20 protein-coding genes and 5 tRNA genes are annotated in these 22,369 nt (G+C 60.6%); 15 read left to right on the forward strand and 10 right to left on the reverse strand.

What is annotated here, in order from left to right; genetic code table 11:
• Positions 1-3: 3 nt before the first annotated feature.
• Positions 4-339 carry a hypothetical protein gene (locus ACF6ZU_RS22225; RefSeq protein ID WP_392893875.1) on the reverse strand — a complete coding sequence of 112 codons (336 nt, stop codon included), beginning with the start codon at positions 337-339 and terminating at the stop codon, positions 4-6.
• An 89-nt stretch (positions 340-428) separates the two neighbouring features.
• On the reverse strand, positions 429-1,016 hold the full coding sequence (locus ACF6ZU_RS22230) for a GNAT family N-acetyltransferase (protein ID WP_392887025.1): 588 nt from the start codon (positions 1,014-1,016) through the stop codon (positions 429-431).
• A 127-nt stretch (positions 1,017-1,143) separates the two neighbouring features.
• Between ACF6ZU_RS22230 and ACF6ZU_RS22235 the strand changes: the two genes are divergently transcribed.
• The gene (locus tag ACF6ZU_RS22235) at positions 1,144-1,938 is read left to right on the forward strand and encodes an exodeoxyribonuclease III (RefSeq protein ID WP_392887027.1); all 795 of its coding nucleotides are present in this window, start codon (positions 1,144-1,146) and stop codon (positions 1,936-1,938) included.
• 111 nt (positions 1,939-2,049) lie between these two features.
• A complete protein-coding gene (locus tag ACF6ZU_RS22240) occupies positions 2,050-2,877 on the forward strand; it encodes an arylamine N-acetyltransferase (protein ID WP_392887029.1) in 828 nt (275 codons plus the stop codon).
• On the opposite strand, the gene ACF6ZU_RS22245 is transcribed toward ACF6ZU_RS22240, so the two are convergent.
• Both ACF6ZU_RS22245 and ACF6ZU_RS22250 read right to left on the reverse strand, forming a co-directional pair.
• Positions 2,874-3,191 (reverse strand): BrnA antitoxin family protein, encoded by a 318-nt coding sequence (locus tag ACF6ZU_RS22245; protein WP_392887031.1) that lies wholly within the window; start codon positions 3,189-3,191, stop codon positions 2,874-2,876. The genes ACF6ZU_RS22240 and ACF6ZU_RS22245 overlap by 4 nt on opposite strands.
• A gap of 3 nt (positions 3,192-3,194) precedes the next feature.
• Positions 3,195-3,476 carry a BrnT family toxin gene (locus ACF6ZU_RS22250; protein WP_392887034.1) on the reverse strand — a complete coding sequence of 94 codons (282 nt, stop codon included), beginning with the start codon at positions 3,474-3,476 and terminating at the stop codon, positions 3,195-3,197.
• A 257-nt stretch (positions 3,477-3,733) separates the two neighbouring features.
• Between ACF6ZU_RS22250 and ACF6ZU_RS22255 the strand changes: the two genes are divergently transcribed.
• Positions 3,734-5,251 (forward strand): nucleobase:cation symporter-2 family protein, encoded by a 1,518-nt coding sequence (locus tag ACF6ZU_RS22255; protein ID WP_392887036.1) that lies wholly within the window; start codon positions 3,734-3,736, stop codon positions 5,249-5,251.
• A 210-nt stretch (positions 5,252-5,461) separates the two neighbouring features.
• Here the strand turns inward: ACF6ZU_RS22255 and ACF6ZU_RS22260 are convergent.
• A tRNA-Asn gene (locus ACF6ZU_RS22260) sits at positions 5,462-5,537 on the reverse strand.
• 227 nt (positions 5,538-5,764) lie between these two features.
• Here ACF6ZU_RS22260 and ACF6ZU_RS22265 point away from each other — a divergent pair.
• Positions 5,765-5,995, forward strand: a complete 231-nt coding sequence (locus tag ACF6ZU_RS22265) for a hypothetical protein (RefSeq protein ID WP_392887038.1) — start codon at positions 5,765-5,767, stop codon at positions 5,993-5,995.
• Here the strand turns inward: ACF6ZU_RS22265 and ACF6ZU_RS22270 are convergent.
• Together ACF6ZU_RS22270 and ACF6ZU_RS22275 are read right to left on the reverse strand one after the other, a co-directional pair.
• On the reverse strand, positions 5,992-6,201 hold the full coding sequence (locus ACF6ZU_RS22270; protein WP_392887040.1) for a hypothetical protein: 210 nt from the start codon (positions 6,199-6,201) through the stop codon (positions 5,992-5,994). The two genes, ACF6ZU_RS22265 and ACF6ZU_RS22270, sit on opposite strands and share 4 nt — an antisense overlap.
• A gap of 236 nt (positions 6,202-6,437) precedes the next feature.
• Entirely contained in the window at positions 6,438-7,634 is a 1,197-nt protein-coding gene (locus ACF6ZU_RS22275) for an amino acid aminotransferase (protein ID WP_392887041.1), read from the reverse strand.
• Between the two features lie 338 nt (positions 7,635-7,972).
• On the opposite strand from ACF6ZU_RS22275, the gene uvrB reads away from it, so the two are divergent.
• Entirely contained in the window at positions 7,973-9,988 is a 2,016-nt protein-coding gene (uvrB, locus tag ACF6ZU_RS22280) for an excinuclease ABC subunit UvrB (protein WP_392887042.1), read from the forward strand.
• 104 nt (positions 9,989-10,092) lie between these two features.
• On the opposite strand, the gene ACF6ZU_RS22285 is transcribed toward uvrB, so the two are convergent.
• Positions 10,093-11,583, reverse strand: a complete 1,491-nt coding sequence (locus ACF6ZU_RS22285; RefSeq protein WP_392893877.1) for an MDR family MFS transporter — start codon at positions 11,581-11,583, stop codon at positions 10,093-10,095.
• 49 nt (positions 11,584-11,632) lie between these two features.
• On the reverse strand, positions 11,633-12,682 hold the full coding sequence (locus ACF6ZU_RS22290) for an HlyD family secretion protein (RefSeq protein WP_392887043.1): 1,050 nt from the start codon (positions 12,680-12,682) through the stop codon (positions 11,633-11,635).
• A 220-nt stretch (positions 12,683-12,902) separates the two neighbouring features.
• Between ACF6ZU_RS22290 and gltX the strand changes: the two genes are divergently transcribed.
• From gltX to ACF6ZU_RS22340, 10 genes are all read left to right on the forward strand, one after another.
• The gene (gene gltX / locus ACF6ZU_RS22295) at positions 12,903-14,384 is read left to right on the forward strand and encodes a glutamate--tRNA ligase (RefSeq protein ID WP_392887045.1); all 1,482 of its coding nucleotides are present in this window, start codon (positions 12,903-12,905) and stop codon (positions 14,382-14,384) included.
• A gap of 189 nt (positions 14,385-14,573) precedes the next feature.
• Positions 14,574-14,649: transfer RNA gene (locus ACF6ZU_RS22300), tRNA-Ala, on the forward strand.
• A 79-nt stretch (positions 14,650-14,728) separates the two neighbouring features.
• A tRNA-Glu gene (locus ACF6ZU_RS22305) sits at positions 14,729-14,804 on the forward strand.
• Between the two features lie 53 nt (positions 14,805-14,857).
• Positions 14,858-14,933: transfer RNA gene (locus ACF6ZU_RS22310), tRNA-Ala, on the forward strand.
• 80 nt (positions 14,934-15,013) lie between these two features.
• Positions 15,014-15,089, forward strand: a tRNA-Glu gene (locus tag ACF6ZU_RS22315).
• Between the two features lie 183 nt (positions 15,090-15,272).
• Positions 15,273-15,812, forward strand: coding sequence for a TetR/AcrR family transcriptional regulator (locus ACF6ZU_RS22320; RefSeq protein ID WP_392887046.1), 540 nt, complete (start codon positions 15,273-15,275; stop codon positions 15,810-15,812).
• 31 nt (positions 15,813-15,843) lie between these two features.
• Positions 15,844-16,677 carry an alpha/beta fold hydrolase gene (locus ACF6ZU_RS22325; protein ID WP_392887047.1) on the forward strand — a complete coding sequence of 278 codons (834 nt, stop codon included), beginning with the start codon at positions 15,844-15,846 and terminating at the stop codon, positions 16,675-16,677.
• Between the two features lie 47 nt (positions 16,678-16,724).
• Entirely contained in the window at positions 16,725-17,180 is a 456-nt protein-coding gene (locus tag ACF6ZU_RS22330; RefSeq protein ID WP_392887048.1) for an acyl-CoA thioesterase, read from the forward strand.
• 167 nt (positions 17,181-17,347) lie between these two features.
• Positions 17,348-18,307: a tRNA dihydrouridine synthase gene (locus ACF6ZU_RS22335; RefSeq protein ID WP_392887049.1), complete on the forward strand. Its 960-nt coding sequence runs from the start codon at positions 17,348-17,350 to the stop codon at positions 18,305-18,307.
• A 120-nt stretch (positions 18,308-18,427) separates the two neighbouring features.
• Complete coding sequence (locus ACF6ZU_RS22340; protein WP_253439292.1) at positions 18,428-18,874, forward strand: Hsp20 family protein; 447 nt, start codon at positions 18,428-18,430, stop codon at positions 18,872-18,874.
• A 182-nt stretch (positions 18,875-19,056) separates the two neighbouring features.
• Here ACF6ZU_RS22340 and ACF6ZU_RS22345 read toward each other — a convergent pair whose 3' ends face one another.
• A complete protein-coding gene (locus ACF6ZU_RS22345) occupies positions 19,057-22,335 on the reverse strand; it encodes a PAS domain S-box protein (protein WP_392887053.1) in 3,279 nt (1,092 codons plus the stop codon).
• Positions 22,336-22,369 lie beyond the last annotated feature (34 nt).

The raw sequence follows: 22,369 nt of genomic DNA on the forward strand, positions 1-22,369 counted from the left end.
CGTTCAGCTGCCAGTCCCGCCTCCGGCCCCGCCGGTTCCACCGCCTGCGGCACCGGTGCCACCTCCCGCACCTGAACCACTGGCACCGCCGGCACCGCTCGTTCCGCCGGAGCTGCCGCCCGAGGAGCCCGAGGAGCCCGAGCTGCCACTGCCGCCGTCACTGCTATGCCCGCCGGACGGTTCGCCTGGATTGTTGTTGGGTGACATGGTCGAGCCGCCCGTCGACCCGGACTTGGTGCCGGTGGCGTCGGCACCGTCGCCACTCGCTGCGAACGTGCTGGCGGAGGCCGCTGCCAACAGGCTCGCCAGCAACAGGGATGTGATTTTGATGTTCATCAGGATGCCTCTCCAAAGATGAGTCGGTACCTGATGTTGGGGTGGTTTATTGTGCGATTGGTGCCGGTTCGATGACGAGCGGCTGTCTCGGGTCAGTCAGACCAGAAGGCCGCGAGCTTTTGTTCGAGGCCCTGCCGCACCATCGCCCATTCATCATCAATGATGCTGAACCGCACCGAGTTGCGCTTGCGTCCGTCCGGCATGATCCGTTCGTGGCGCACGATGCCTTCCTGCTGTGCGCCGAGACGGAGGATGGCGTTGCGCGATTTCTGGTTGTTTTCATCGGTGGTGAATTGCACCCGCACACAATCCAGCACCTCGAAGGCATGGCGCAGCATCAGGTATTTGGCTTCGGTGTTGACGAAGGTTTTCTGCCAGCGGGCCGAGATCCAGCTGCTGCCGATTTCCAGCTTGCGGTTGAGTCGGTCGATTTTCCAGAAACGCGTCGAGCCGATGACTTCGCCGGTGTCCTTGAGCACGATGGCGAAGGGCAAGACGGTCCCGGCATCCCGGCCATCGAGGGCTTTTTTCAGGTAGCTGTCGACGGTGGTCGGGGAGGGCACGACGGTGACGGTCAGGTTCCACAGTTCGCCGTCGCTCGCGGCATGTACCAGCGCGTCGGCATCGCTGTATTGCAGCGGGCGCAGTTTGATTCCGTGGCCTTCCAGGATGGTGTCCATGACGTCGGTTTTCTCGGCGGATCGGGGGGATATTGAACGCTCATTACGCCGTACTTGGGACAGCCGACGCAACCACCGGAAGGCATGGATGTCACACATTGAACACCTTTCTGCGGAGCGCCGGCCCATGAAAAATCTGCGTATCGCGACATTCAACGTCAACGGCCTGCGCGCCCGGTTGCCCAACCTGCTGGCGTGGCTGGAGCGGGAGAAGCCGGACATTGCCTGTTTGCAGGAGCTCAAGTCGGCAGACAGCGCCTTTCCCGCCGCAGAACTGGAGGCGGCCGGCTACGGGGCGATCTGGCAGGGGCAGTCGTCGTGGAACGGGGTGGCGATCCTGGCGCGGGATGCGCAGCCGCTGGAAAGTCGGCGCGGTCTGCCGGGCGACGACAGCGATACCCACAGTCGGTATCTGGAGGCGGCCGTGCACGGTGTGCTGGTGGGGTGTCTTTACCTGCCCAATGGCAATCCGCAGCCGGGGCCGAAGTTCGATTACAAACTGGCCTGGTTCGAACGGTTGATCACCTACGCCAAGGATCTGCAAAGCAGCGAGCACCCGGTGGTGCTGGCGGGCGACTACAACGTGGTGCCGACCGACCTGGATATCTACAACCCGCGGTCCTGGCTCAAGGATGCGCTGCTGCAACCACAAAGCCGCGCGTGTTATCAGCGGTTGCTGGATCAGGGCTGGACCGATTCCCTGCGTCATCTCTACCCAGAGGATCGGCTCTACACCTTCTGGGATTATTTCCGACAACACTGGCAGAAAAATTCCGGGCTGCGGATCGATCATCTGCTGCTCAACCCGGCGTTGAGCCCCTATTTGCAGGACGCCGGTGTCGATGCCTGGGTGCGCAACGAGCCACATGCCAGCGACCATGCTCCGACGTGGATTCGACTGGGTTCGCGCAAGCGCCGTTGATTTTGCGTCAGGGGCGATTGGCGAAATCAATTGTCGGTCGCAACGCTTTATCCCTTATACATGGCGCCCATCGGCGGAGTGATCCGCGGCCTCGTGCATAAGGACCGAGCAATGAGCGAACCACGTCTGAGCAACCCCGGGTTGTACCTGCAACGTCTGGGTTTCGACGCGCCACCGGCGCCAACCCTGGAAACCCTGCGTCAGTTGCAGCTGCGTCATACCGGCGCGTTTCCCTTCGAAAACCTCACTACTTTGTCAGGCGAGCCGGTGCTCATCGACTTGCCGTCCATCGAACAAAAAGTCTTGCACGGCGCGCGCGGTGGCTACTGCTATGAGCTCAACAATCTGTTCCTGGCCTTGCTTCAAGAGTTGGGCTTCGACGCTCGCGGCATCTCCGGCCGAGTAGTCATGGGCCAACCCGAAGGGGCGTGGACCGCGCGGACGCACCGCTTGAGCCTGGTCACCCTGGAGGGCGTGCGCTACATCACCGACGTCGGCTTCGGTGGCATGGTTCCCACCGCACCGCTGTTGCTCGACACTCAGGACGCGCAGCTCACCCCTCACGAACCCTATCTCATCGAGCAGCATGTCGACGGCTACACGCTGCGCGCCGAGGTGTCCGGTGAGTGGCGGCCGATGTACATCTTCGACCTGCAACGCCAGGAAGATATCGACTACACCGTCGGCAACTGGTACGTCTCGACCCACCCCGAATCCTCTTTTGCCAGGCAACTGATGGTGGCGCGGACCGGAGAGGGCTGGCGGCGTACGCTGAACAACGGCAGCTTCGCCATCCACCGGGTTGGCAGCGAGAGCGAACGGCGGCAAATCACTGAGGTGGATGATCTGGTCCGATTGCTGGAGAGCGAGTTCGGTATTCAAGTCCCCGAGCATCCGCATCTCAAGCGAGTGCTTGGACGTTTGATCGAACCCGTCTAGGGGCGAGCATCAGGCTCCATCATTCGTTGGATTTCACTGACGGCATCCAGCAATTTTTTCTCCAGGCTTTTCAGGTCGGTGGACGTGATCCCTTTTTTCAGATGCCCTGTCTCGACAGACTTGTCCTTTGCATTGAGCAAGGCATGACGGAGTGTGTTGTTGATCACCGTCTGGTATCCATAGCCCTCGCTTTCCGCGAGTGACCGGGCAGCCTCTATGACTGCTTCATCCAGCATGATGGTGATGCGGGTTTTGCCTTTTCCAGAGGCGACCGCTCCACGTCTGGCATCGCTGAAGTCGTACTCGTCTTTCATTTCTCAAGTCTCCAGATAGCGGCGTCGCTCGTTTTTAGTGGCGAGGCGCGCGGAAATAATTCGAACGAAATTCGGATCGCGGTAGGTATACGCGACGACCAGCAAGCGCCCCTTGGCACCCAGTCCCATGGTGATCCACCGCTGTTCATTGTGATGGTCATCCTGAATTGTCAGTGCATGCTCGTCGTGGAACACGGCCTCTGTCTCTGCGAGGCTGACGCCGTGATGCTTCAATTTGTTCGCCGCGTTCTTTGCCTTGTGATATTGAATTTCGAATGACTTCATTATGCATACTTTATATGTATAAAAAAGAGGGCAACCACTACCGGTGGTCGCCATGAACTCAAAAGACTAGCGGGCGAACGGAGAGGGCTCGGGGCAGATATATTTCAAGGTTTATTGGAGGATCTGGCGGGTCAGCCAAGGGCAGGGATGAACACATGTTCATAATTTGACTGATGAGTTGTATACAACTCTATAGACATTTGTCCTGAGTCTTGCATACAGTGTGTGCATAACAAAAACCAGGGAACCCCCCAATCATGAAAACGCCCCATGTTTCACACCAACGGCCTGAGGACGAAAACCTCGGGGTCGGCGCGAATATGGCTTACGGCCTGCAACATGTTCTGACCATGTACGGCGGTATCGTTGCGGTGCCGTTGATTATCGGCCAGGCGGCCGGGCTCTCGCCGGCGGACATCGGTTTGTTGATTGCTGCTTCATTGTTTGCGGGGGGCTTGGCGACGTTGCTGCAGACCCTCGGTTTACCGTTTTTTGGTTGTCAGTTGCCGCTGGTGCAGGGCGTGTCTTTCTCCGGCGTCGCCACCATGGTGGCGATTGTCAGCAGTGGGGGGGAGGGCGGGTTCCAGTCGATTCTCGGGGCGGTGATTGCCGCGTCGTTGATCGGGTTGCTGATCACGCCGGTGTTTTCGCGAATCACCAAGTTCTTCCCGCCGCTGGTCACGGGCATCGTGATCACCACCATCGGCCTGACGCTGATGCCGGTGGCCGCGCGCTGGGCCATGGGCGGCAACAGCCATGCGCCGGATTTCGGCAGCATGGCGAACATCGGCCTGGCGGCGGTGACCCTGGTGCTGGTGCTGTTGCTGAGCAAGATCGGCAGCGCGACCATTTCCCGGTTGTCCATCCTGCTGGCCATGGTCATCGGCACGATCATCGCGGTGTTCCTCGGGATGGCGGACTTCTCTTCCGTCACCCAAGGCCCGATGTTCGGTTTCCCGACCCCGTTCCATTTCGGCATGCCGACCTTCCACTTCGCCGCGATCCTGTCGATGTGCATCGTGGTCATGGTGACCCTGGTGGAAACCTCGGCGGACATCCTGGCGGTCGGTGAAATCATCGGCACCAAGGTTGACTCCAAACGGCTTGGCAACGGTTTGCGTGCGGACATGCTGTCGAGCATGGTTGCGCCGATTTTCGGTTCCTTTACCCAAAGCGCGTTCGCCCAGAACGTCGGGCTGGTGGCGGTGACCGGGATCAAAAGCCGCTTTGTGGTGGCCACCGGCGGCTTGTTCCTGGTGATCCTCGGCCTGCTCCCGTTCATGGGCCGGGTCATTGCCGCCGTACCGACCTCCGTGCTCGGCGGTGCCGGGATCGTGCTGTTTGGCACCGTAGCGGCCAGCGGCATTCGCACCCTGTCCAAGGTCGACTACCGCAACAACGTGAACCTGATCATCGTCGCCACCTCCATCGGTTTTGGCATGATCCCGATCGCCGCGCCGAACTTCTACGATCACTTCCCAAGCTGGTTTGCGACGATCTTCCACTCGGGCATCAGCTCCTCGGCCATCATGGCCATCGTGCTGAACCTGGCCTTCAACCACCTCACTGCCGGCAACTCGGATCAACAGTCGGTGTTTGCGGCGGGGACTGAGCGGGTCCTGCGTTACCAGGATCTGGCGGCGTTGCGCGAAGGGGATTATTTCAGCGAAGGCAAGCTGCATGACTGCGACGGGAAAGAGATCCCGGTGGTGGAGGCGGACCATGGGCATGGCGAGCCGAGGGCCGTACATACAAAAAGCAGTGAGCATGTCTGAATAAAAAGGCGCCCCCAGGGGCGCCTTTTTACATGGCATGACCCCGTCCTGTAGGAGCCGGCTTGCCGGCGATGGCATCCTCAAGAACCATGCATTCTTCAAGGGCCAATCGCCGGCAAGCCGGCTCCTACAGGTCTGACGTCATCTTTCCATCGCGCACAAAAAAGCCCCTGAACCTTTCGATTCAGGGGCTTTTAGTTTGTTGCTGTCTGGCTCCACGACCTGGACTCGAACCAGGGACCCAGTGATTAACAGTCACTTGCTCTACCAACTGAGCTATCGCGGAATGGCGTGTATGTTACTGATTCAAAAAGAGAAGTCAAGCATCTGTTGTTAACTTGGGTGATTCGTCGGGACGTACGGCGGTTTATCGGCGATTGGCGGTTACCAGAATCGCCTCAGGGGACTACCATGGCCGCCCGGAAGTGGTGACACGCGCTGCCGGCCATTCGCCGAAAAGGTACGCGCCATGAATCACCCAGCTCCTGCACGTCGCTGCAACGAGGTGCTCGCATGAGCATCGCCCAGATCAGCCTGCCGAAAGGCGTCGGTCCGCACGCCGAAAAACTCTTCGATGCGATCACTCAGGCCAGCACCGCTGACGAATTGAACCGCGCCGGCGGCAAAGCCGAGGGATTCGTCCTGGGTCTGGAAAGCACCAAGGCGATCAAAAGCCAGGTCGCCGAATCGCTGTACGTCGCTTACGACGATGCCGCCAGCCAGCGTGCGAGCGAACTGAGTTAACCGCCGAACGTCACGGTGGCGAGCATCAGTTTGGCGTAAAGCAGCGTCGCGCCCAGTTGCACCAGCCACAGGGCCAAGCCGCCAAGAAAAACCCCCGCCGCCACTTGCAGTACCAGGCTTTTGCCGCGCTTGGCCGGGGTGCGGGGGGTGAAGTCGTTCAAGTCATCCAGGTCGTCGCGCTCGGCGCGCAGGTCATCGTTTTTCATATTGGCTCACATCGAATCCGGTGGTGTACACAAACCGTGTAGGAGCCGGCTTGCTGGCGATAGCGTCCGTCCAGCCAATAAGTAAGTTGGCTGACCCACCGCTATCGCCAGCAAGCTGGCTCCTACAGGTGGCATGTGTGCAGTCTAGAGGGCTTGGTTGTCGGGTTGAGAATTATCTGCGACCAATAAAAAACGGGAAGCCCAAGGGCTTCCCGTTTTTCGTGTCAGCGTACGACTCAGATCACCGCAACGATGGCCTTGGTCACGACGTCGATGTTGCTCTGGTTCAGCGCGGCAACGCAGATGCGGCCGGTGTCCAGGGCGTAGATGCCGAACTCGTTGCGCAGGCGGGTCACTTGCTCAACGGTCAGGCCGGAGTAGGAGAACATGCCGCGCTGACGGCCCACAAAGCTGAAGTCGCGCTGTGGAGCCTGTTTCGCCAGCAGGTCAACCATCTGGGTGCGCATGCCGCGAATCCGCAGGCGCATTTCGGCCAGTTCCGCTTCCCACTGGGCGCGCAGTTCCGGGCTGTTCAAAACGGCGGCGACGATGCTTGCACCGTGGGTCGGCGGGTTGGAGTAGTTGGTACGGATCACGCGTTTGACTTGCGACAGCACGCGCGCGCTTTCTTCTTTCGATTCGCTGACGATCGACAGGGCGCCCACGCGCTCGCCGTACAGCGAGAACGATTTGGAGAACGAGCTGGAGACGAAGAACGTCAGGCCCGACTCGGCGAACAGGCGCACGGCGGCGGCGTCTTCGTCGATGCCATCGCCAAAGCCCTGGTAGGCCATGTCGAGGAACGGCACGTGACCTTTGGCCTTCACCACTTCCAGGACGTTTTTCCAGTCCGCCGGGCTCAGGTCCACGCCGGTCGGGTTGTGGCAGCACGCGTGCAGCACAACGATCGAGCCAGACGGCAGGGCGTTCAGGTCTTCCAGCAGACCGGCGCGGTTAACGTCGTGGGTCGCGGCATCGTAGTAGCGATAGTTCTGCACTGGGAAACCGGCGGTTTCAAACAGCGCGCGGTGGTTTTCCCAGCTCGGGTCGCTGATCGCGACGACGGCGTTCGGCAGCAGTTGCTTGAGGAAGTCGGCACCGATTTTCAGTGCGCCAGTGCCGCCCACGGCCTGGGTGGTGATGACGCGGCCAGCAGCGATCAGCGGCGAGTCATTGCCAAACAGCAGTTTTTGCACGGCCTGGTCGTAAGCCGCGATGCCATCGATCGGCAGGTAGCCACGGGAAGCGTGTTGAGCGACGCGAATCGTCTCGGCTTCGACAACGGCGCGCAGGAGTGGAATTCGCCCCTCCTCGTTGCAGTAAACACCGACCCCCAGGTTGACCTTGTTGGTACGGGTATCGGTGTTGAATGCTTCGTTGAGGCCCAGGATTGGATCGCGTGGTGCCATTTCGACAGCGGAGAACAGGCTCATTTTTGCGGCGGCTCTGAATGGAGAGTGGAGGGACGTGTCGCGCTCCAGCCGAATGCACTAGAGCGGTGCACAAACGGGGAGCTAGTATAGAGGCCATCTGCGATTGAAGGCGACAGCCGATTCGGCTTTTAGCGTAAGTTTTTCCGATTATTTTTCGACCGTTAGTCGATTGATCGCGTCAAACTCATCAATGGATGTAGGACGTTTGCCTTGAAAGCGCGGGTAATCGACTCCACATTGAGCACAATCCAGTTTTTTCCTCGGGCGACGTCGGTCGTTTGTGGTCTTTCTCGTTGCCGTCCGGTCTGCCCGGGCGGGCGCGACCCAGAGGGTATTTCATGTCTGAATTCCAGCTAGTCACCCGCTTCGAGCCCGCCGGCGACCAGCCGGAAGCCATCCGCCTGATGGTCGAGGGCATCGAGGCCGGGCTGGCGCACCAGACGTTGCTCGGTGTGACCGGTTCGGGCAAGACGTTCAGCATTGCCAACGTCATCGCCCAGGTTCAGCGCCCGACGTTGGTACTCGCTCCGAACAAGACCCTGGCGGCGCAGTTGTACGGTGAGTTCAAGGCGTTTTTCCCGAACAACGCCGTCGAGTACTTCGTTTCCTACTACGACTACTACCAGCCCGAAGCCTACGTGCCGTCCTCGGACACCTTCATTGAGAAAGACGCCTCGATCAACGACCACATCGAACAGATGCGACTCTCGGCGACCAAGGCGTTGCTGGAGCGCAAGGACGCGATCATCGTCACCACGGTGTCGTGCATCTACGGTCTGGGCAGTCCGGAAACCTACCTGAAAATGGTGTTGCACGTGGATCGCGGCGACAAGCTCGATCAGCGCGCCTTGCTGCGCCGCCTCGCCGACCTGCAATACACCCGCAACGACATGGATTTCGCCCGTGCGACGTTCCGTGTGCGTGGCGATGTGATCGACATCCACCCGGCGGAATCCGATTTCGAAGCGATCCGCATCGAACTGTTCGATGACGAAGTCGAAAGCCTCTCTGCATTCGATCCGCTGACCGGCGAAGTCATCCGCAAGCTGCCGCGTTTCACCTTCTACCCGAAAAGCCACTACGTGACGCCGCGCGAAACCCTGCTCGATGCCATCGAAGGGATCAAGGTCGAATTGCAGGAGCGCCTGGAATACCTGCGCTCCAACAACAAACTGGTGGAGGCGCAGCGCCTTGAACAGCGCACCCGTTTCGACCTGGAAATGATCCTCGAGCTGGGCTACTGCAATGGCATCGAAAACTACTCGCGCTACCTGTCCGGCCGCGCGTCCGGTGAGGCGCCGCCGACCCTGTTCGATTACCTGCCGGCGGACGCCTTGCTGGTGATCGACGAATCCCACGTCAGCGTGCCGCAAGTCGGCGCGATGTATAAGGGCGACCGCTCACGTAAAGAGACGCTGGTGGAGTACGGCTTCCGCCTGCCTTCGGCGCTGGACAACCGGCCAATGCGCTTTGACGAGTTCGAAGGCATCAGCCCGCAGACGATTTTCGTCTCGGCCACGCCGGGAAACTATGAGGCAGAACACGCCGGACGCGTCATCGATATGGTGGTGCGGCCGACCGGCCTGGTGGACCCGCAAATCGAAATCCGTCCGGCGCTGACCCAGGTCGACGATCTGCTGTCGGAAATCACCAAGCGCGTCGCACTGGAAGAGCGGGTGCTGGTCACGACGCTGACCAAGCGCATGTCCGAAGACCTGACCGATTACCTCGCCGACCACGGCGTGCGCGTGCGGTATCTGCACTCGGACATCGATACCGTGGAGCGGGTGGAAATCATCCGCGACCTGCGCCTCGGCACCTTCGATGTGCTGGTGGGGATCAACCTGCTGCGCGAAGGCCTGGACATGCCGGAAGTTTCGCTGGTGGCGATCCTCGATGCGGACAAGGAAGGCTTCCTGCGTTCCGAGCGCTCGCTGATCCAGACCATCGGCCGCGCGGCGCGGAACCTCAATGGCCGGGCGATTCTCTACGCGGACCGGATCACCGGTTCCATGGAGCGGGCGATCGGCGAAACCGAGCGTCGGCGCGACAAGCAGATTGCCTTCAACCTGGCCAACGGCATTACCCCTAAAGGCGTGTTCAAGGACGTGGCCGACATCATGGAAGGCGCCACGGTACCGGGCTCGCGCAGCAAGAAGCGCAAAGGCATGGCCAAGGCCGCCGAGGAAAGCGCCAAGTACGAAGCGGAATTGCGTTCGCCGGGGGAGGTTGCCAAGCGGATCAAGGCGCTGGAAGAGAAGATGTACCAGCTGGCCCGCGATCTGGAGTTCGAGGCGGCGGCGCAGATGCGCGACGAGATTGCCAAGTTGCGGGATCGGTTGATTACTGTCTGATTGTTGCGTTGCCTTTACCGGCCTCATCGCGAGCAGGCTCACTCCTGCAAGGACTGGCGTAATCCTTGTAGGAGTGAGCCTGCTCGCGATTGGGGCGCCCCGATCTAATGGGCTTCGCCAGCCTTGATCCCCACCGGCAATTTCTTGGTCAACAACACCGCAATCATGCTGATCCCCAGCGCAATCCCGACAAAGTGAAACGCATCGTTGTAAGCCATGATCGACGCCTGCTGATGGGCGATTTCACTGAGCTTGCCCAGCGCCGCCGCTTCACTGCCAAACCGGTCGGTCAACGACGCCATCCGCTCGGCCACCTGCGGGTTGGTCGGCACAATCGCTTCGCGCAAATAATCAAAGTAAGTCTTGGTCCGCGCGTCCAGCAACGTGGCGAGGAGGGCGATGCCGATCGCGCCGCCGAGGTTGCGCAGGATGTTGAACAGACTCGATGCCGAGCCCGCATCCTGCGGCAGGATGTACGCGGTGGCGATCAGCGAGATGGTCACCATGATCAACGGCTGGCCCAGCGCCCGGATGATCTGGATCTGGTTGAACTGCGGCCCGGCGAAATCCGGGTTCAGCACGCCGGACGAAAAACTCGCCAAGCCGAACAGGCCGAAACCCAGGGTGCACAGCCATTTCGGTGAAATGACCTTCATCAGCTTCGGCACCAGCGGAATCAGGAACAGCTGCGGCACGCCCATCCACATGATCACCTCGCCGATCTGCAGGGCGTTGTAGTTCTGGATCTGTGCCAGGTACAGCGGCAACAGAAAGATCGAGCCGTACAAACCGACTCCCATTCCCAGGCTGGAAATACTCGACAAACCGAAGTTGCGATTGCCGAGAATGCTGAGGTTGATCAGCGGATTGGGCTTGGAAAACTGCACGATCACGAAGGTGATCAGGCTGATCAGGGCGATACTGCCAAGCGTCACGATCAAATCCGATTCGAGCCAGTCCTTGCGATGGCCTTCCTCGAGAAACACCTGCAAGCAGCCGAGGCCGATGCCGAGGGTGACAATCCCCATGTAGTCGGTGCTTTTCAGCAGTTCCCAGTGCGCCTCTTTCTTTTCCAGGCCGTACATCAGGCCGGCGATCATGATCAGGCCCGGCGGGATGTTGATGTAGAAGATGTATTCCCAACCCCAGTTTTCCGTGAGCCAGCCGCCGAGTGTCGGGCCGATTGAGGGCGCGAAGGTCGCCGTCATCGCGAACATCGCCATGCCCTTGGCGCGGTGGTGTTCGGGCAGCTTGATCAGCGTGAGGGTGAACGCCAGCGGGATCAGCGCGCCGCCGGTGAAGCCTTGCAGGGCGCGGAACACGATCATGCTTTCCAGGCTCCAGGCCATGGAGCACAGCAGCGACGAGGCCAGAAACCCGAGCGAAACCCACACCGCCAGGCGGCGCGCCGAGAGCAATTGCACCAGCCACGCCGTCAGCGGAATCATGATGATTTCCGCGACCAGGTACGACGTGGAAATCCATGAGCCTTCTTCAAGGGTCGCCGACAGCGCGCCTTGAATGTCCTTGAGCGACGAGTTGGTGATCTGGATGTCGAGCACCGCCATGAAGGCGCCGAGCATCACGCTCATCACCGCGATCCAGTCCCGCCGGGTCGGTTCGCCGGCCGGGCGGATCAGTTGATCACCGGCCATCGTCAGGGGTGTCTTTGATGTTCACTTTGGCGGTGACCGACATGCCCGGACGGATCTTGCCGTGCAGCGGGTTGTCCGCGGCGAAGGTCAGTTTGACCGGAATCCGTTGTACGACTTTGGTGAAGTTGCCCGTGGCATTGTCCGGCGGCAACAGGCTGAACTGTGCACCCGAGGCGGCGAACAGGCTGTCGACCCGGGCGTCGATCGGCGTGTCGCTGTAGGCGTCGAAGGTCAGCTGGGCTTTCTGGCCGGGCTGCATGTGGCCGATCTGGGTTTCCTTGAAGTTGGCCTGGATCCAGATGTCCTGGTCCGGAACGATCGACAGCAGGTAAGCACCGGCCTGCACGTATTGGCCTTCGCGCGCGGCGCGCTGGCCGATGAGGCCGCTGATCGGCGCATGGATTTCGCTGCGGGTCAGGTTCAGTTCGGCCTGGGCCAGATCGGTTTTGGCGTTGGCAATCATTGCGTCGAGGCGCTTGATTTCGGCTGTCAGGGAGTTGACCTGCTGGCGCTGACTTTGCGCATCCGCCTGGGCCTTGCTCACTTGCGAGCGGGCGATGTGGTTGTCGGCGGAAAGGGTGGTCACCCGTTCTTCAGAGACGTAACCGGGCTTGCGCAGGGTTTGTGCGCGGGACAGGTCGATCTGCGAGCGGCCGAGGCTGGCCTGGCTGGAAGCGACCTGTGCGTCGCTGGCGGCAATCAGGCTGGCTTGCTGGGTCAGTTTGCTCTGGGCTTGCAGGCGTTCAGCCTGGCGGGTGGCGAGGGCGGCATTGGCGCGGTCGACGGCGAGCTGGAAGTCATCGCCTTCGAGCCGGATCAGCAACTGGCCTTTCTCGACGTGCTGGTTGTCCTGCACCAGCACCCGATCGATACGCGCGCCCAACTGGCTCGACACACGGGTGATCTCGCCCTGGACATAGGCGTTATCGGTGCTTTCATAAAACCGTCCCTTGAAGAACCACTGGGCAAAAAAGCCCCCGGCAATCAGCAGGACGATCAACAGGAAAATAGACAGGCGACGCTTGAGTTGGGCAGGCATGGGGCAAACTGTAGTCGAGAAATTGTAAGGAAAGTTATCAGCAGGCGAATTTGGCATACAGTCGATAGTGGGTAAATGCCATCGGCTGATAATCCATCATTCATCCCGGCCAAGGCCCGTTGTAGACGCAAACTTGGCTTAAATGCCCTGTTCACTGGAGCCGGGCGGGCAACGCCTGTTACCATTCGCCCTTTGTTTTATCTTCATTTCGAGACTTGCCATGACCACCGTCCGCACGCGCATCGCGCCATCGCCTACCGGGGACCCCCACGTAGGTACCGCTTACATCGCTTTGTTCAACTACTGCTTTGCCAAGCAGCACGGCGGTGAGTTCATCCTGCGGATCGAGGACACCGACCAGCTGCGTTCGACCCGCGAGTCCGAACAGCAGATTTTCGACGCCCTGCGCTGGTTGGGCATCGACTGGAGCGAAGGCCCGGACGTCGGCGGCCCGCACGGTCCTTACCGTCAAAGCGAGCGCGGCGAGATTTATCAGAAATACTGCCAGCAGCTTGTCGATCTCGGTCACGCATTCCCGTGCTTCTGCACCGCCGAAGAACTGGACCAGATGCGCGCCGAGCAAATGGCCCGTGGCGAAACCCCGCGCTACGACGGCCGTGCACTGCTGCTGTCGAAAGAAGAAGTCGCACGTCGCCTGGCCGCTGGCGAGCCGCACGTGATCCGCATGAAAGTCCCGAGCGAAGGCGTCTGCGTGGTGCCGGACATGCTGCGTGGCGACGTCGAGATCCCGTGGGATCGCATGGACATGCAAGTTCTGATGAAGACCGACGGCCTGCCGACGTACTTCCTGGCCAACGTGGTCGATGACCACCTGATGGGCATCACCCACGTGCTGCGTGGCGAAGAATGGCTGCCTTCGGCGCCGAAACTGATTCTCCTGTACGAATACTTCGGCTGGGAACAGCCGCAGCTGTGCTACATGCCGCTGCTGCGTAACCCGGACAAGAGCAAGCTGTCCAAGCGCAAGAACCCGACCTCGGTCACGTTCTACGAGCGCATGGGCTTCATGCCGGAAGCGATGCTCAACTACCTTGGCCGCATGGGCTGGTCGATGCCGGACGAGCGCGAGAAGTTCTCGCTGCAGGAAATGGTCGATCACTTCGACCTGAGCCGCGTCTCCCTCGGCGGGCCGATTTTCGACATCGAGAAACTGTCGTGGCTCAACGGCCAGTGGCTGCGTGACTTGCCGGTGGAAGAGTTCGCCAGCCGCTTGCAGACCTGGGCGCTGAATCCCGAGTACATGATGAAGATCGCGCCGCACGTGCAGGGCCGCGTTGAAACCTTCAGCCAGGTTGCACCGCTGGCCGGGTTCTTCTTTGCCGGGGGCGTGAACCCGGATGCCAAGCTGTTCGAATCCAAAAAGCTCTCGGGCGATCAGGTTCGTCAGTTGATGCAGTTGATCCTGTGGAAGCTGGAAAGCCTGCGTCAGTGGGAGAAGGACAGCATCACTGCGACCATTCAAGCGGTGGTCGAATCCCTGGAGCTGAAGCTGCGTGACGCCATGCCGCTGATGTTTGCCGCGATCACGGGGCAGGCCAGCTCGGTGTCGGTGCTGGATGCGATGGAAATCCTCGGTCCGGACCTCACACGTTTCCGTCTGCGTCAGGCCATCGACTTGCTCGGTGGCGTGTCGAAGAAGGAAAACAAGGAGTGGGAAAAACTTCTGGGCAACATCGCCTGAGGTTGTTTGCCCCTGAAGGAACTGCCGAAGGTCGTGGTCTTTTGATCCTGATCTTCGGCTCTTCCCCCGAATTTACGGGGGGAGGGCGGTAAGTGATTGTTATGTCGGCAAAAAACTTTGGAAATTGTTAAAAATAAATTTGACACGTTTCCGAAGCGCCATTAAGATTCGCCCCGTCCTCAGCGATGAGGGGCTATAGCTCAGCTGGGAGAGCGCTTGCATGGCATGCAAGAGGTCGACGGTTCGATCCCGTCTAGCTCCACCAATTTACACTTCAAGGTCTGGCCACACCGGCCTTGAAGCGATCAACACTCAGCGTTGATCTGTTGTATAGAAGGGTTTGCGTCCCCTTCGTCTAGTGGCCTAGGACACCGCCCTTTCACGGCGGTAACAGGGGTTCGAGTCCCCTAGGGGACGCCAGTTTTACAGAAGCGATGTTGCAAGATGTCGCTCCGCCGCGAGGCGAAAAATCCGGGGCTATAGCTCAGCTGGGAGAGCGCTTGCATGGCATGCAAGAGGTCGACGGTTCGATCCCGTCTAGCTCCACCAATTTTACAGTTCAAGGTCTGGCCACGCAGGCCTTGAATCGATCAGCTCTCAGCACTGATCAGTTGTATAGAAGGTTTTGCGTCCCCTTCGTCTAGTGGCCTAGGACACCGCCCTTTCACGGCGGTAACAGGGGTTCGAGTCCCCTAGGGGACGCCACGATTACCCGCTCTGCGGGATTTTATAAGGGTCATTCAATTATTGAATGGCCCTTTTGTTTGTCTGGCGTTTGGCCAAATCCCCCATTTCTTTCAAACTGTTCTTCAGACCAGCGGTCACAATCACGACTTGCGGAAAATTATTATGAGAATAATATTCTAGTCGTAATATTCGGAGGCAACGATGAACGATAAAAAAGCTCAGACCCGCGAACGCATTCTCAAGGCCGCCAGCGCAGCGCTGATTCAGCGCGGACCGGCCGAACCGAGCGTGGGCGAAGTGATGGGCGCAGCCGGCCTGACGGTTGGCGGCTTCTATGCGCACTTCGAAAGCAAGGACGCAATGATGCTGGAAGCGTTCAAGCAACTGCTCGGTCACCGCCGCAGTATGATTGCCGACATGGACGCCGAGTTGACCGGCGAAGAGCGCCGCGCGCTGGTGGCGGCGTTTTACCTGTCACGCAAACACCGCGACTCCTCGGAGTCGGCATGCCCGATCCCGGCGTCCGTCGGTGAACTGGGACGTCTGCCGGACTCGTTTCGCGTGGCATTGAATGAGCACCTGGAAATGATGGTCGCGCAGTTGGCGGCCAGTCCTGAAGACACCGACAAAGCCCTGGCCGACATGGCCTTGATGGTCGGTGGTCTGGCTCTGGCGCGGGCGCTGGGGCCAGGAGATTTGTCCGATCGATTGCTGCGTGCCGCCAAGTCGGCGGTGCTATGACCTGAAGGCAATGGCCTGGGGAGTGAGAGCGATGAGCACGTTGAAGTGGGTTCGTGGCGTTAATGGCACCTTGGGCTGGTTTGCACCGAAGCTGGTCGCGAGCAAAATGCGACTGGCGTTCATGACGCCGCGGGATCTACCGCCGCGTGAATGGGAATTGCCGCTGCTGGCGAAATCCGAACGCATCACTTTGCGCTTCGGGCTCTCGGCGTTGCGCTGGGGGCAAGGCCCGGCCGTGCTGCTGATGCACGGTTGGGAAGGGCGTCCGACGCAGTTCGCCAGTCTCATCACCGCATTGGTCGATGCCGGATACACCGTGGTGGCGCTCGACGGTCCGGCCCATGGCCGTTCACCGGGCAACGAGGCCAACGTCGTGCTGTTTGCCCGCGCCATGCTTGAGGCCGCTGCAGAATTGCCACCACTTCAGGCGGTCATCGGTCACTCGATGGGTGGCGCCAGTGCCATGCTCGCCGTCCAGTTGGGCCTGCGCACCGAAACCCTGGTGACGATCGGTGCGCCGGCGCGGATTCTCGGGGTCCTGCGTGGTTTCGCCCGCTATGTGCGCCTGCCGCCAAAAGCCCGTTCGGCGTTCATCCGCCAGGTCGAGAAAGATGTGGGCATGCGCGCGGCGGCGCTGGATGTTGCGCACTACCAGCTCGACATGCCAGGCCTGATCGTTCACGCCGAAGACGATTGCTTTGTCTCGGTCAAGGAATCCCAGCTGATCCACGAAGCCTGGTTCGACAGCCGTCTGCTGCGGCTGGAAGAGGGGGGGCATCAGCGGGTGCTGGCGGACCCTCGGGTGATTGATGGTGTGTTATCACTGCTGTCGGGTCGCAGCCTGCAATCGCGCCAATCGGCCTGAGCATCCGTTACACTGCCCCGGTCGAATTATCTGACCGGGAGTGAGGCATGGGCTGGGATCGGGCAACGCCATTTATCATTGATCTTGAGGTGGGCGCCGAGGACATCGACGGGCTGGGGCACGCCAATAACGCGGTATACGTGACCTGGCTCGAACGCTGCGCCTGGCGCCATTCTCAGCGGCTTGGCCTGGATCTGGTCGAATATCGGCGGCTGGATCGGGCGATGGCGGTGGTGCGGCACGAAATCGATTACCTGGCCGCGGCCTACGAAGGCGATCAGCTGGAGTTGGCGACCTGGATCGTCGATTGGGACCAGCGCCTGAAAATGACCCGGCACTTCCAGCTCAAGCGCCCGAGCGACAACACCACGCTGCTGCGTGCGCAAACCACGTTTGTCTGCATTGAACTGTCCACGGGCAAGCCCAAGCGCATGCCGGAGGAGTTCATCGAGGGCTATGGCCCGGCGTTGCTATCCCCAGCATTAAGCACAACCCAGATCTAATGTGGGAGCGAGCCTGCTCGCGATAGCGATGTATCAGCCGACATCAATGTTGAATGACACTCCGCTATCGCGAGCAGGCTCGCTCCCACAAGGGATTCTGCGATGTTCTGCAGATTTCTCGCGCAATCCAGTAAACTGCCGCACGTTTTTCGTCGAGTGTGTTTTTCATGCAAATTGCTTTGGCGCCCATGGAGGGGTTGGTCGACAACATCCTGCGGGACGTGCTGACTCGTGTGGGCGGTATCGATTGGTGCGTGACCGAGTTCATCCGGATCAACGACCAACTGCTCACCCCTGCGTATTTCCACAAGTTCGGGCCTGAATTGCTGACGGACGCGCGCACCGCGTCTGGCGTGCCGTTGCGCGTGCAGCTGTTGGGTTCCGACCCGGTGTGCCTGGCGGAAAACGCGGCGCTGGCCTGCGAGCTGGGGTCCGAAGTCATCGACCTGAACTTCGGCTGCCCGGCGAAAACCGTGAACAAATCCCGTGGCGGCGCGGTGTTGCTCAAAGAGCCCGAACTGCTCAACCAGATCGTCGAACATGTCCGTCGCGCCGTACCCGCGCATATCCCGGTCACCGCGAAAATGCGTCTCGGCTTCGACAGCCCGGACGGCTCGCTTGTCTGCGCCACGGCCCTGGCCGAAGGCGGTGCGGAACACATCGTGGTGCATGCGCGGACCAAGATGGACGGCTACAAACCGCCAGCGCACTGGGAGTGGATCCCCCGCGTGCAAGAGGTAGTCAAGGTCCCGGTGTTCGCCAATGGCGACATCTGGTGCGTCGAAGACTGGCGCCGTTGCCGCGAAATCAGCGGTGTCGAAGACATCATGCTCGGTCGCGGCCTGGTCTCGCGCCCGGACCTGGCCCGGCAGATTGCCGCCGCCCGTGCCGGTGAAGAGGTGGTCGAGATGACCTGGGCCGAGCTGCTGCCGCTGATCCAGGACTTCTGGTTGCAGGCCAAGGCGCAGATGACGCCACGTCAGTCGCCGGGGCGTTTGAAGCAGTGGCTGGCCATGCTGACGCGTAATTATCCCGAAGCGGTCCAGCTGTTTACCCTGCTGCGCCGTGAAACGGAACTGGATCAAGTTTCGCGTTTACTGGGGTTACAGGTCGCCGAGGCGGCCTGAAAAAAATCTCGAAATAATCTCTTGAAATGCAATCAGCGGTCCCTATCTAAGGGTTACGCGATGCCGAATTCGGGTCGCGGAGACAAAAAACTTGCTGATTGTTTTCAGGAGATTTGAATCATGACTACCGCATTTTCCCTGGCCCCACTGTTCCGTTCCTCGGTGGGTTTCGACCGTTTCAACGACCTGTTCGAAACCGCCCTGCGCAACGAGCCAGGCAGCACCTACCCACCTTACAACGTGGAAAAACACGGTGACGATCAATACCGCATCGTCGTGGCCGCGGCCGGTTTCCAGGAAGAAGACCTGGACCTGCAAGTCGAGAAGGGTGTGTTGACCATCAGTGGCGGCAAACGTGACGCGACTGAAGGCGTGACCTTCCTGCATCAAGGCATCGCCCAGCGCGCATTCAAACTGTCGTTCCGCCTGGCCGATCACATCGAGATCAAGGCCGCCGACCTGCGCAACGGCCTGCTGAGCATCGACCTGCTGCGGGTCGTGCCGGAAGAGGCGAAAGCCAAACGCATCCCGATCAACGGGACGCAAAAACCTGCTCTGCAGCACTAAGGCAGGGGAATGAAAAAGGGCGCCAATGGCGCCCTTTTTTTGTGCCGGCAACCCACCTGTAGGAGCGAGCTTGCTCCGGGCGGCGTTCCGACGATGGACTTCTGGACGACGCGTTTATCCAGGCAGTACGCGTCATCGTTGACGACCATCGCGAGCAGGCTCGCTCCTACAGGAGATCGGGGTTACTTCAGGAGTTTTTCGAAGGCCTCCACCGGCAACGGCTGGCTATGTAGATACCCCTGATAAAAATGGCACTCCAGCCCCAGCAGGAATTCCAGCTGCTCCGGCGTTTCCACCCCTTCGGCAATCACTTTCAATTCGAGGCTGCGGGCCATGGCGACGATGGCGCGGATGATCTCGGCGTCGTTGGGGTCGGTGGTGGCGTCGCGGATGAACGACTGGTCGATTTTCAGGGTGTCGACCGGCAGGCGCTTGAGGTAGGTCAGCGAGGAATAACCGGTGCCGAAGTCGTCCATGGCGAAGCTCACGCCGAGCTTCTTCAGGCGGCGCATTTTGTTGATGGTGTCTTCCAGGTTCTGGATGACGATGCCCTCGGTAATCTCCAGTTTCAGCAGCGAGCAGGGCAGGCCGTGGGTGGAGAGGCTGTGTTCGATGCGCTCGACGAAGTCGTTCTGGCGGAATTGCCGCGGGCTGATATTCACGCACAGGCTGAAATTCAGCGGATCTATCAAGCCCTTGGCGATCAATTGTTTGAACGCATCGCAGGCCTCGTCGACGATCCAGGTGCCGACCTCCAGAATCAGCCCACTGTCTTCCAGGACCTTGATGAATTCGGTCGGCGATTGCGCACCGAGTTCGGGGTGGTTCCAGCGCACCAGCGCCTCGGCGCCGACGATGCGATTATCCCTGGCGTCGATCTGCGGCTGGTAATGCACGTCGAATTCGCCCCGGGAAAGGGCCAGGCGCAGGTCGGTTTCCATGCGCAGCCGTTCGCTGGCGGCCTTCTGCATGGTGTTGTGATACATCTGCGTGGTGTTGCGTCCCGAATCCTTGGCCCGATACAGCGCGATGTCGGCACGCTTGAGCAGGTCGGTCGGGGTCGAGCCGTGATCGGGAATCAGCGCGATGCCGATGCTCGGCGTCACTTGCAGGCGCTGGCCGTCGAGGAACATCGGTTCCGAGAGCAACTCGCGCAAGGTGTCCGCCAGCTCGCGGACCTGTGTCGTCACTTCATTGCGCGAACCTTCCAGGCCGCTGAGCAGCACCACGAATTCGTCACCGCCCAGCCGCGCGACGGTGTCCTCCATGCGCACGCTGGCTTCCAGGCGTGCGGTGATGATCTTCAGCACCGTGTCGCCCACCGGGTGGCCGAGCGAATCGTTGATATGCTTGAAGTGGTCGAGGTCGAGAAACATCAGCGCGCCTCGCAGGTTGTGGCGCTTGAGCAGGGCGATCTGCTGGCTCAGGCGATCCATCAGCAGCGCACGGTTCGGCAGATTGGTCAGCGGGTCGTGGTAGGCCAGGTGACGAATTTGCGCTTCGGCGTTTTTCAGCAGGCTGACGTCCCGTGCGGTCAGCAACAGGCAAGCCGTTTCGTTGAGGGTGATCGGTTCCACCGACACTTCGACGGTCAGCAACTCGCCGCGCTTGTTGCGCCCGAGCATTTCCTGGTGGTGCACGCGGCCCTTGATCTGTAGCTCGGCCAGCAGCGCCGAACGTTGTTTTTCCTCGGCCCAGATTCCGACCTGGTACACCGTACGGCCCACCACTTCGTCGGCGCGATAACCGGTCAGACGGCAGAAGCCATCGTTGACCTCCAGGTAACGCCCGGTGTCGCGTTCGGTGATGGTGATGGCGTCAGGGCTGGAGTGGAACGCCTTGGCGAACTTCTCCTCGCTAGCCTTGAGCGCCGCTTCCGAGCGTTGTTGCTGGGTGATGTCGCGCAACGTGGTGACGATGCACGGCTGGTCGCCGACGCTGATCTGACGGCTGGAAATCACGCAGGTCAGCACCTGGCCGTCCTTGTGCTGGACGAGGATGGCGACGTTGTTCAGGCCTTGTTCGCGGATAACCTGTTCGATCCGGCGCAGGCTTTTGGCCGACGCGTCCCAGAGGCCGATCTCGTCGGCGCTGCGGCCAATCACCTCGGCGGTGCTCCAGCCGAATGTCTGGGTGAAACTGGAGTTGATTTCGATGAACTGGCCAGTGTCCTGGCGGGTAACGCAGATCGGGTCCGGGCTGACCTGGAACAGCGTGGCGAATTTCTCTTCGGAGGCGACCAGCTTCTGTTCGCGCTCGACCTGATCGGTGATGTCCAGCAAGGTCCCGGCCATGCGGAACGGCACGCCGTTTTCATCGCGGTAGAGGCGGGCGCGGCTTTCCAGATAGCGCGAAGTGCCGTCCTCCAGTTGTACACGGTAGGTCAACTGATAGTTGCCCGCCGGACCTTCGCGCAGGCTGCGATAGGCATCGCGCATGCTGTCGCGCTCTTCGCCGGGCACGCCTTCGAAAAACTCTTCGAAGGATTCATGGAACGGCTTGGGATCCAGCCCGTGCAACTGGGCAGCCCGGGCTGAGCCATAGAGCATGCCGCTGGGAATATGCCAGTCCCAGGTGCCGAGTTGCGCCGAGTCCAGCGCCAGGTCGAGGCGCTCCTGGCTGTCCTTCAGGGCCAGTTCGGCGGCCTTGCGTTCGGTGGTGTCGAGGAAGGTGCTGAGCAGATAGGGCTGGCCCTCAAGCTCGACTTTCTGCGCGCTGAGGATGCCGTCGTGGACCTGGCCATTGCTGGCGCGGAACTGCACTTCCATGCTGATCAGCTCGCCTTTGGCCTTGGTCGCCTTGACCAGTTTCTCGCGTTGTTCCGGGTGCACCCACAGGCCCAGTTCCACGGTGGTGCGGCCGATCGCGTTCTGTACCGGCCAGCCGAACAGGCTTTCGAAATACTGGTTGGCTTCGGTGATCAGCCCGTCTTCCTGGCGGGTCAGCAGGACCATGTTCGGGCACAGGTGAAACAGCGTCGCAAAACGTTTTTCCGAGCTGCTCAGGGCCTGTTCGCGCTGGCGCTGGTGGGTGATCTCGCGGATCACACCAATCATGCGTGGGCGGCCGTTTTTGTCCGGCAGCAGGCTGCCGTTGATTTCCAGCCAGTGCAGGCTGCCATCGGGCCAGCGAATGCGGTGGTGCATCGCCTGTTCCAGCGGGGCGCCGGCAATCACCGCGTGGAAGGCGCGGATGGTTTTCGCCCGGTCCTCGGGTGGCAACAAGTCGAGGTATTCCAGGTCCTCCGGCAACGGCTGGCGGGGGTCGAAGCCGAACAGGGCCTGGGTGCCTCTGGACCAACTGATCTGCCCGCGCTCGATGTCCCAATACCAGGCGCCCAGACGTGCTCCGTTGAGGGCGGCCAGCAACTGCGGCGCGCTTTCCCAACTCTGCTCCGACCGTTTCGGGTCGAGCGCCTGGATACGTGGCATCGGAGGAATACGGTCAACAGATTTCGGCATTGGCAGGCCTTGGGCTGAATTGGGCGTTAGGCAC

The sequence above is a fragment of the Pseudomonas migulae genome, assembly GCF_043225285.1.
GTDB lineage: Bacteria > Pseudomonadota > Gammaproteobacteria > Pseudomonadales > Pseudomonadaceae > Aquipseudomonas > Aquipseudomonas migulae_C.

Excerpts from the sequence above, each read along its gene's own strand:
- ACF6ZU_RS22230 (WP_392887025.1), bottom strand. The coding sequence starts at position 1,016 with ATGGACACCATCCTGGAAGGCCACGGAATCAAACTGCGCCCGCTGCAA.
- ACF6ZU_RS22235 (WP_392887027.1), top strand. The coding sequence starts at position 1,144 with ATGAAAAATCTGCGTATCGCGACATTCAACGTCAACGGCCTGCGCGCC.
- ACF6ZU_RS22240 (WP_392887029.1), top strand. The coding sequence starts at position 2,050 with ATGAGCGAACCACGTCTGAGCAACCCCGGGTTGTACCTGCAACGTCTG.
- ACF6ZU_RS22245 (WP_392887031.1), bottom strand. The coding sequence starts at position 3,191 with ATGAAAGACGAGTACGACTTCAGCGATGCCAGACGTGGAGCGGTCGCC.
- ACF6ZU_RS22250 (WP_392887034.1), bottom strand. The coding sequence starts at position 3,476 with ATGAAGTCATTCGAAATTCAATATCACAAGGCAAAGAACGCGGCGAAC.
- ACF6ZU_RS22255 (WP_392887036.1), top strand. The coding sequence starts at position 3,734 with ATGAAAACGCCCCATGTTTCACACCAACGGCCTGAGGACGAAAACCTC.
- ACF6ZU_RS22265 (WP_392887038.1), top strand. The coding sequence starts at position 5,765 with ATGAGCATCGCCCAGATCAGCCTGCCGAAAGGCGTCGGTCCGCACGCC.
- ACF6ZU_RS22270 (WP_392887040.1), bottom strand. The coding sequence starts at position 6,201 with ATGAAAAACGATGACCTGCGCGCCGAGCGCGACGACCTGGATGACTTG.
- ACF6ZU_RS22275 (WP_392887041.1), bottom strand. The coding sequence starts at position 7,634 with ATGAGCCTGTTCTCCGCTGTCGAAATGGCACCACGCGATCCAATCCTG.
- uvrB (WP_392887042.1), top strand. The coding sequence starts at position 7,973 with ATGTCTGAATTCCAGCTAGTCACCCGCTTCGAGCCCGCCGGCGACCAG.
- ACF6ZU_RS22290 (WP_392887043.1), bottom strand. The coding sequence starts at position 12,682 with ATGCCTGCCCAACTCAAGCGTCGCCTGTCTATTTTCCTGTTGATCGTC.
- gltX (WP_392887045.1), top strand. The coding sequence starts at position 12,903 with ATGACCACCGTCCGCACGCGCATCGCGCCATCGCCTACCGGGGACCCC.
- ACF6ZU_RS22320 (WP_392887046.1), top strand. The coding sequence starts at position 15,273 with ATGAACGATAAAAAAGCTCAGACCCGCGAACGCATTCTCAAGGCCGCC.
- ACF6ZU_RS22325 (WP_392887047.1), top strand. The coding sequence starts at position 15,844 with ATGAGCACGTTGAAGTGGGTTCGTGGCGTTAATGGCACCTTGGGCTGG.
- ACF6ZU_RS22330 (WP_392887048.1), top strand. The coding sequence starts at position 16,725 with ATGGGCTGGGATCGGGCAACGCCATTTATCATTGATCTTGAGGTGGGC.
- ACF6ZU_RS22335 (WP_392887049.1), top strand. The coding sequence starts at position 17,348 with ATGCAAATTGCTTTGGCGCCCATGGAGGGGTTGGTCGACAACATCCTG.
- ACF6ZU_RS22340 (WP_253439292.1), top strand. The coding sequence starts at position 18,428 with ATGACTACCGCATTTTCCCTGGCCCCACTGTTCCGTTCCTCGGTGGGT.
- ACF6ZU_RS22345 (WP_392887053.1), bottom strand. The coding sequence starts at position 22,335 with ATGCCGAAATCTGTTGACCGTATTCCTCCGATGCCACGTATCCAGGCG.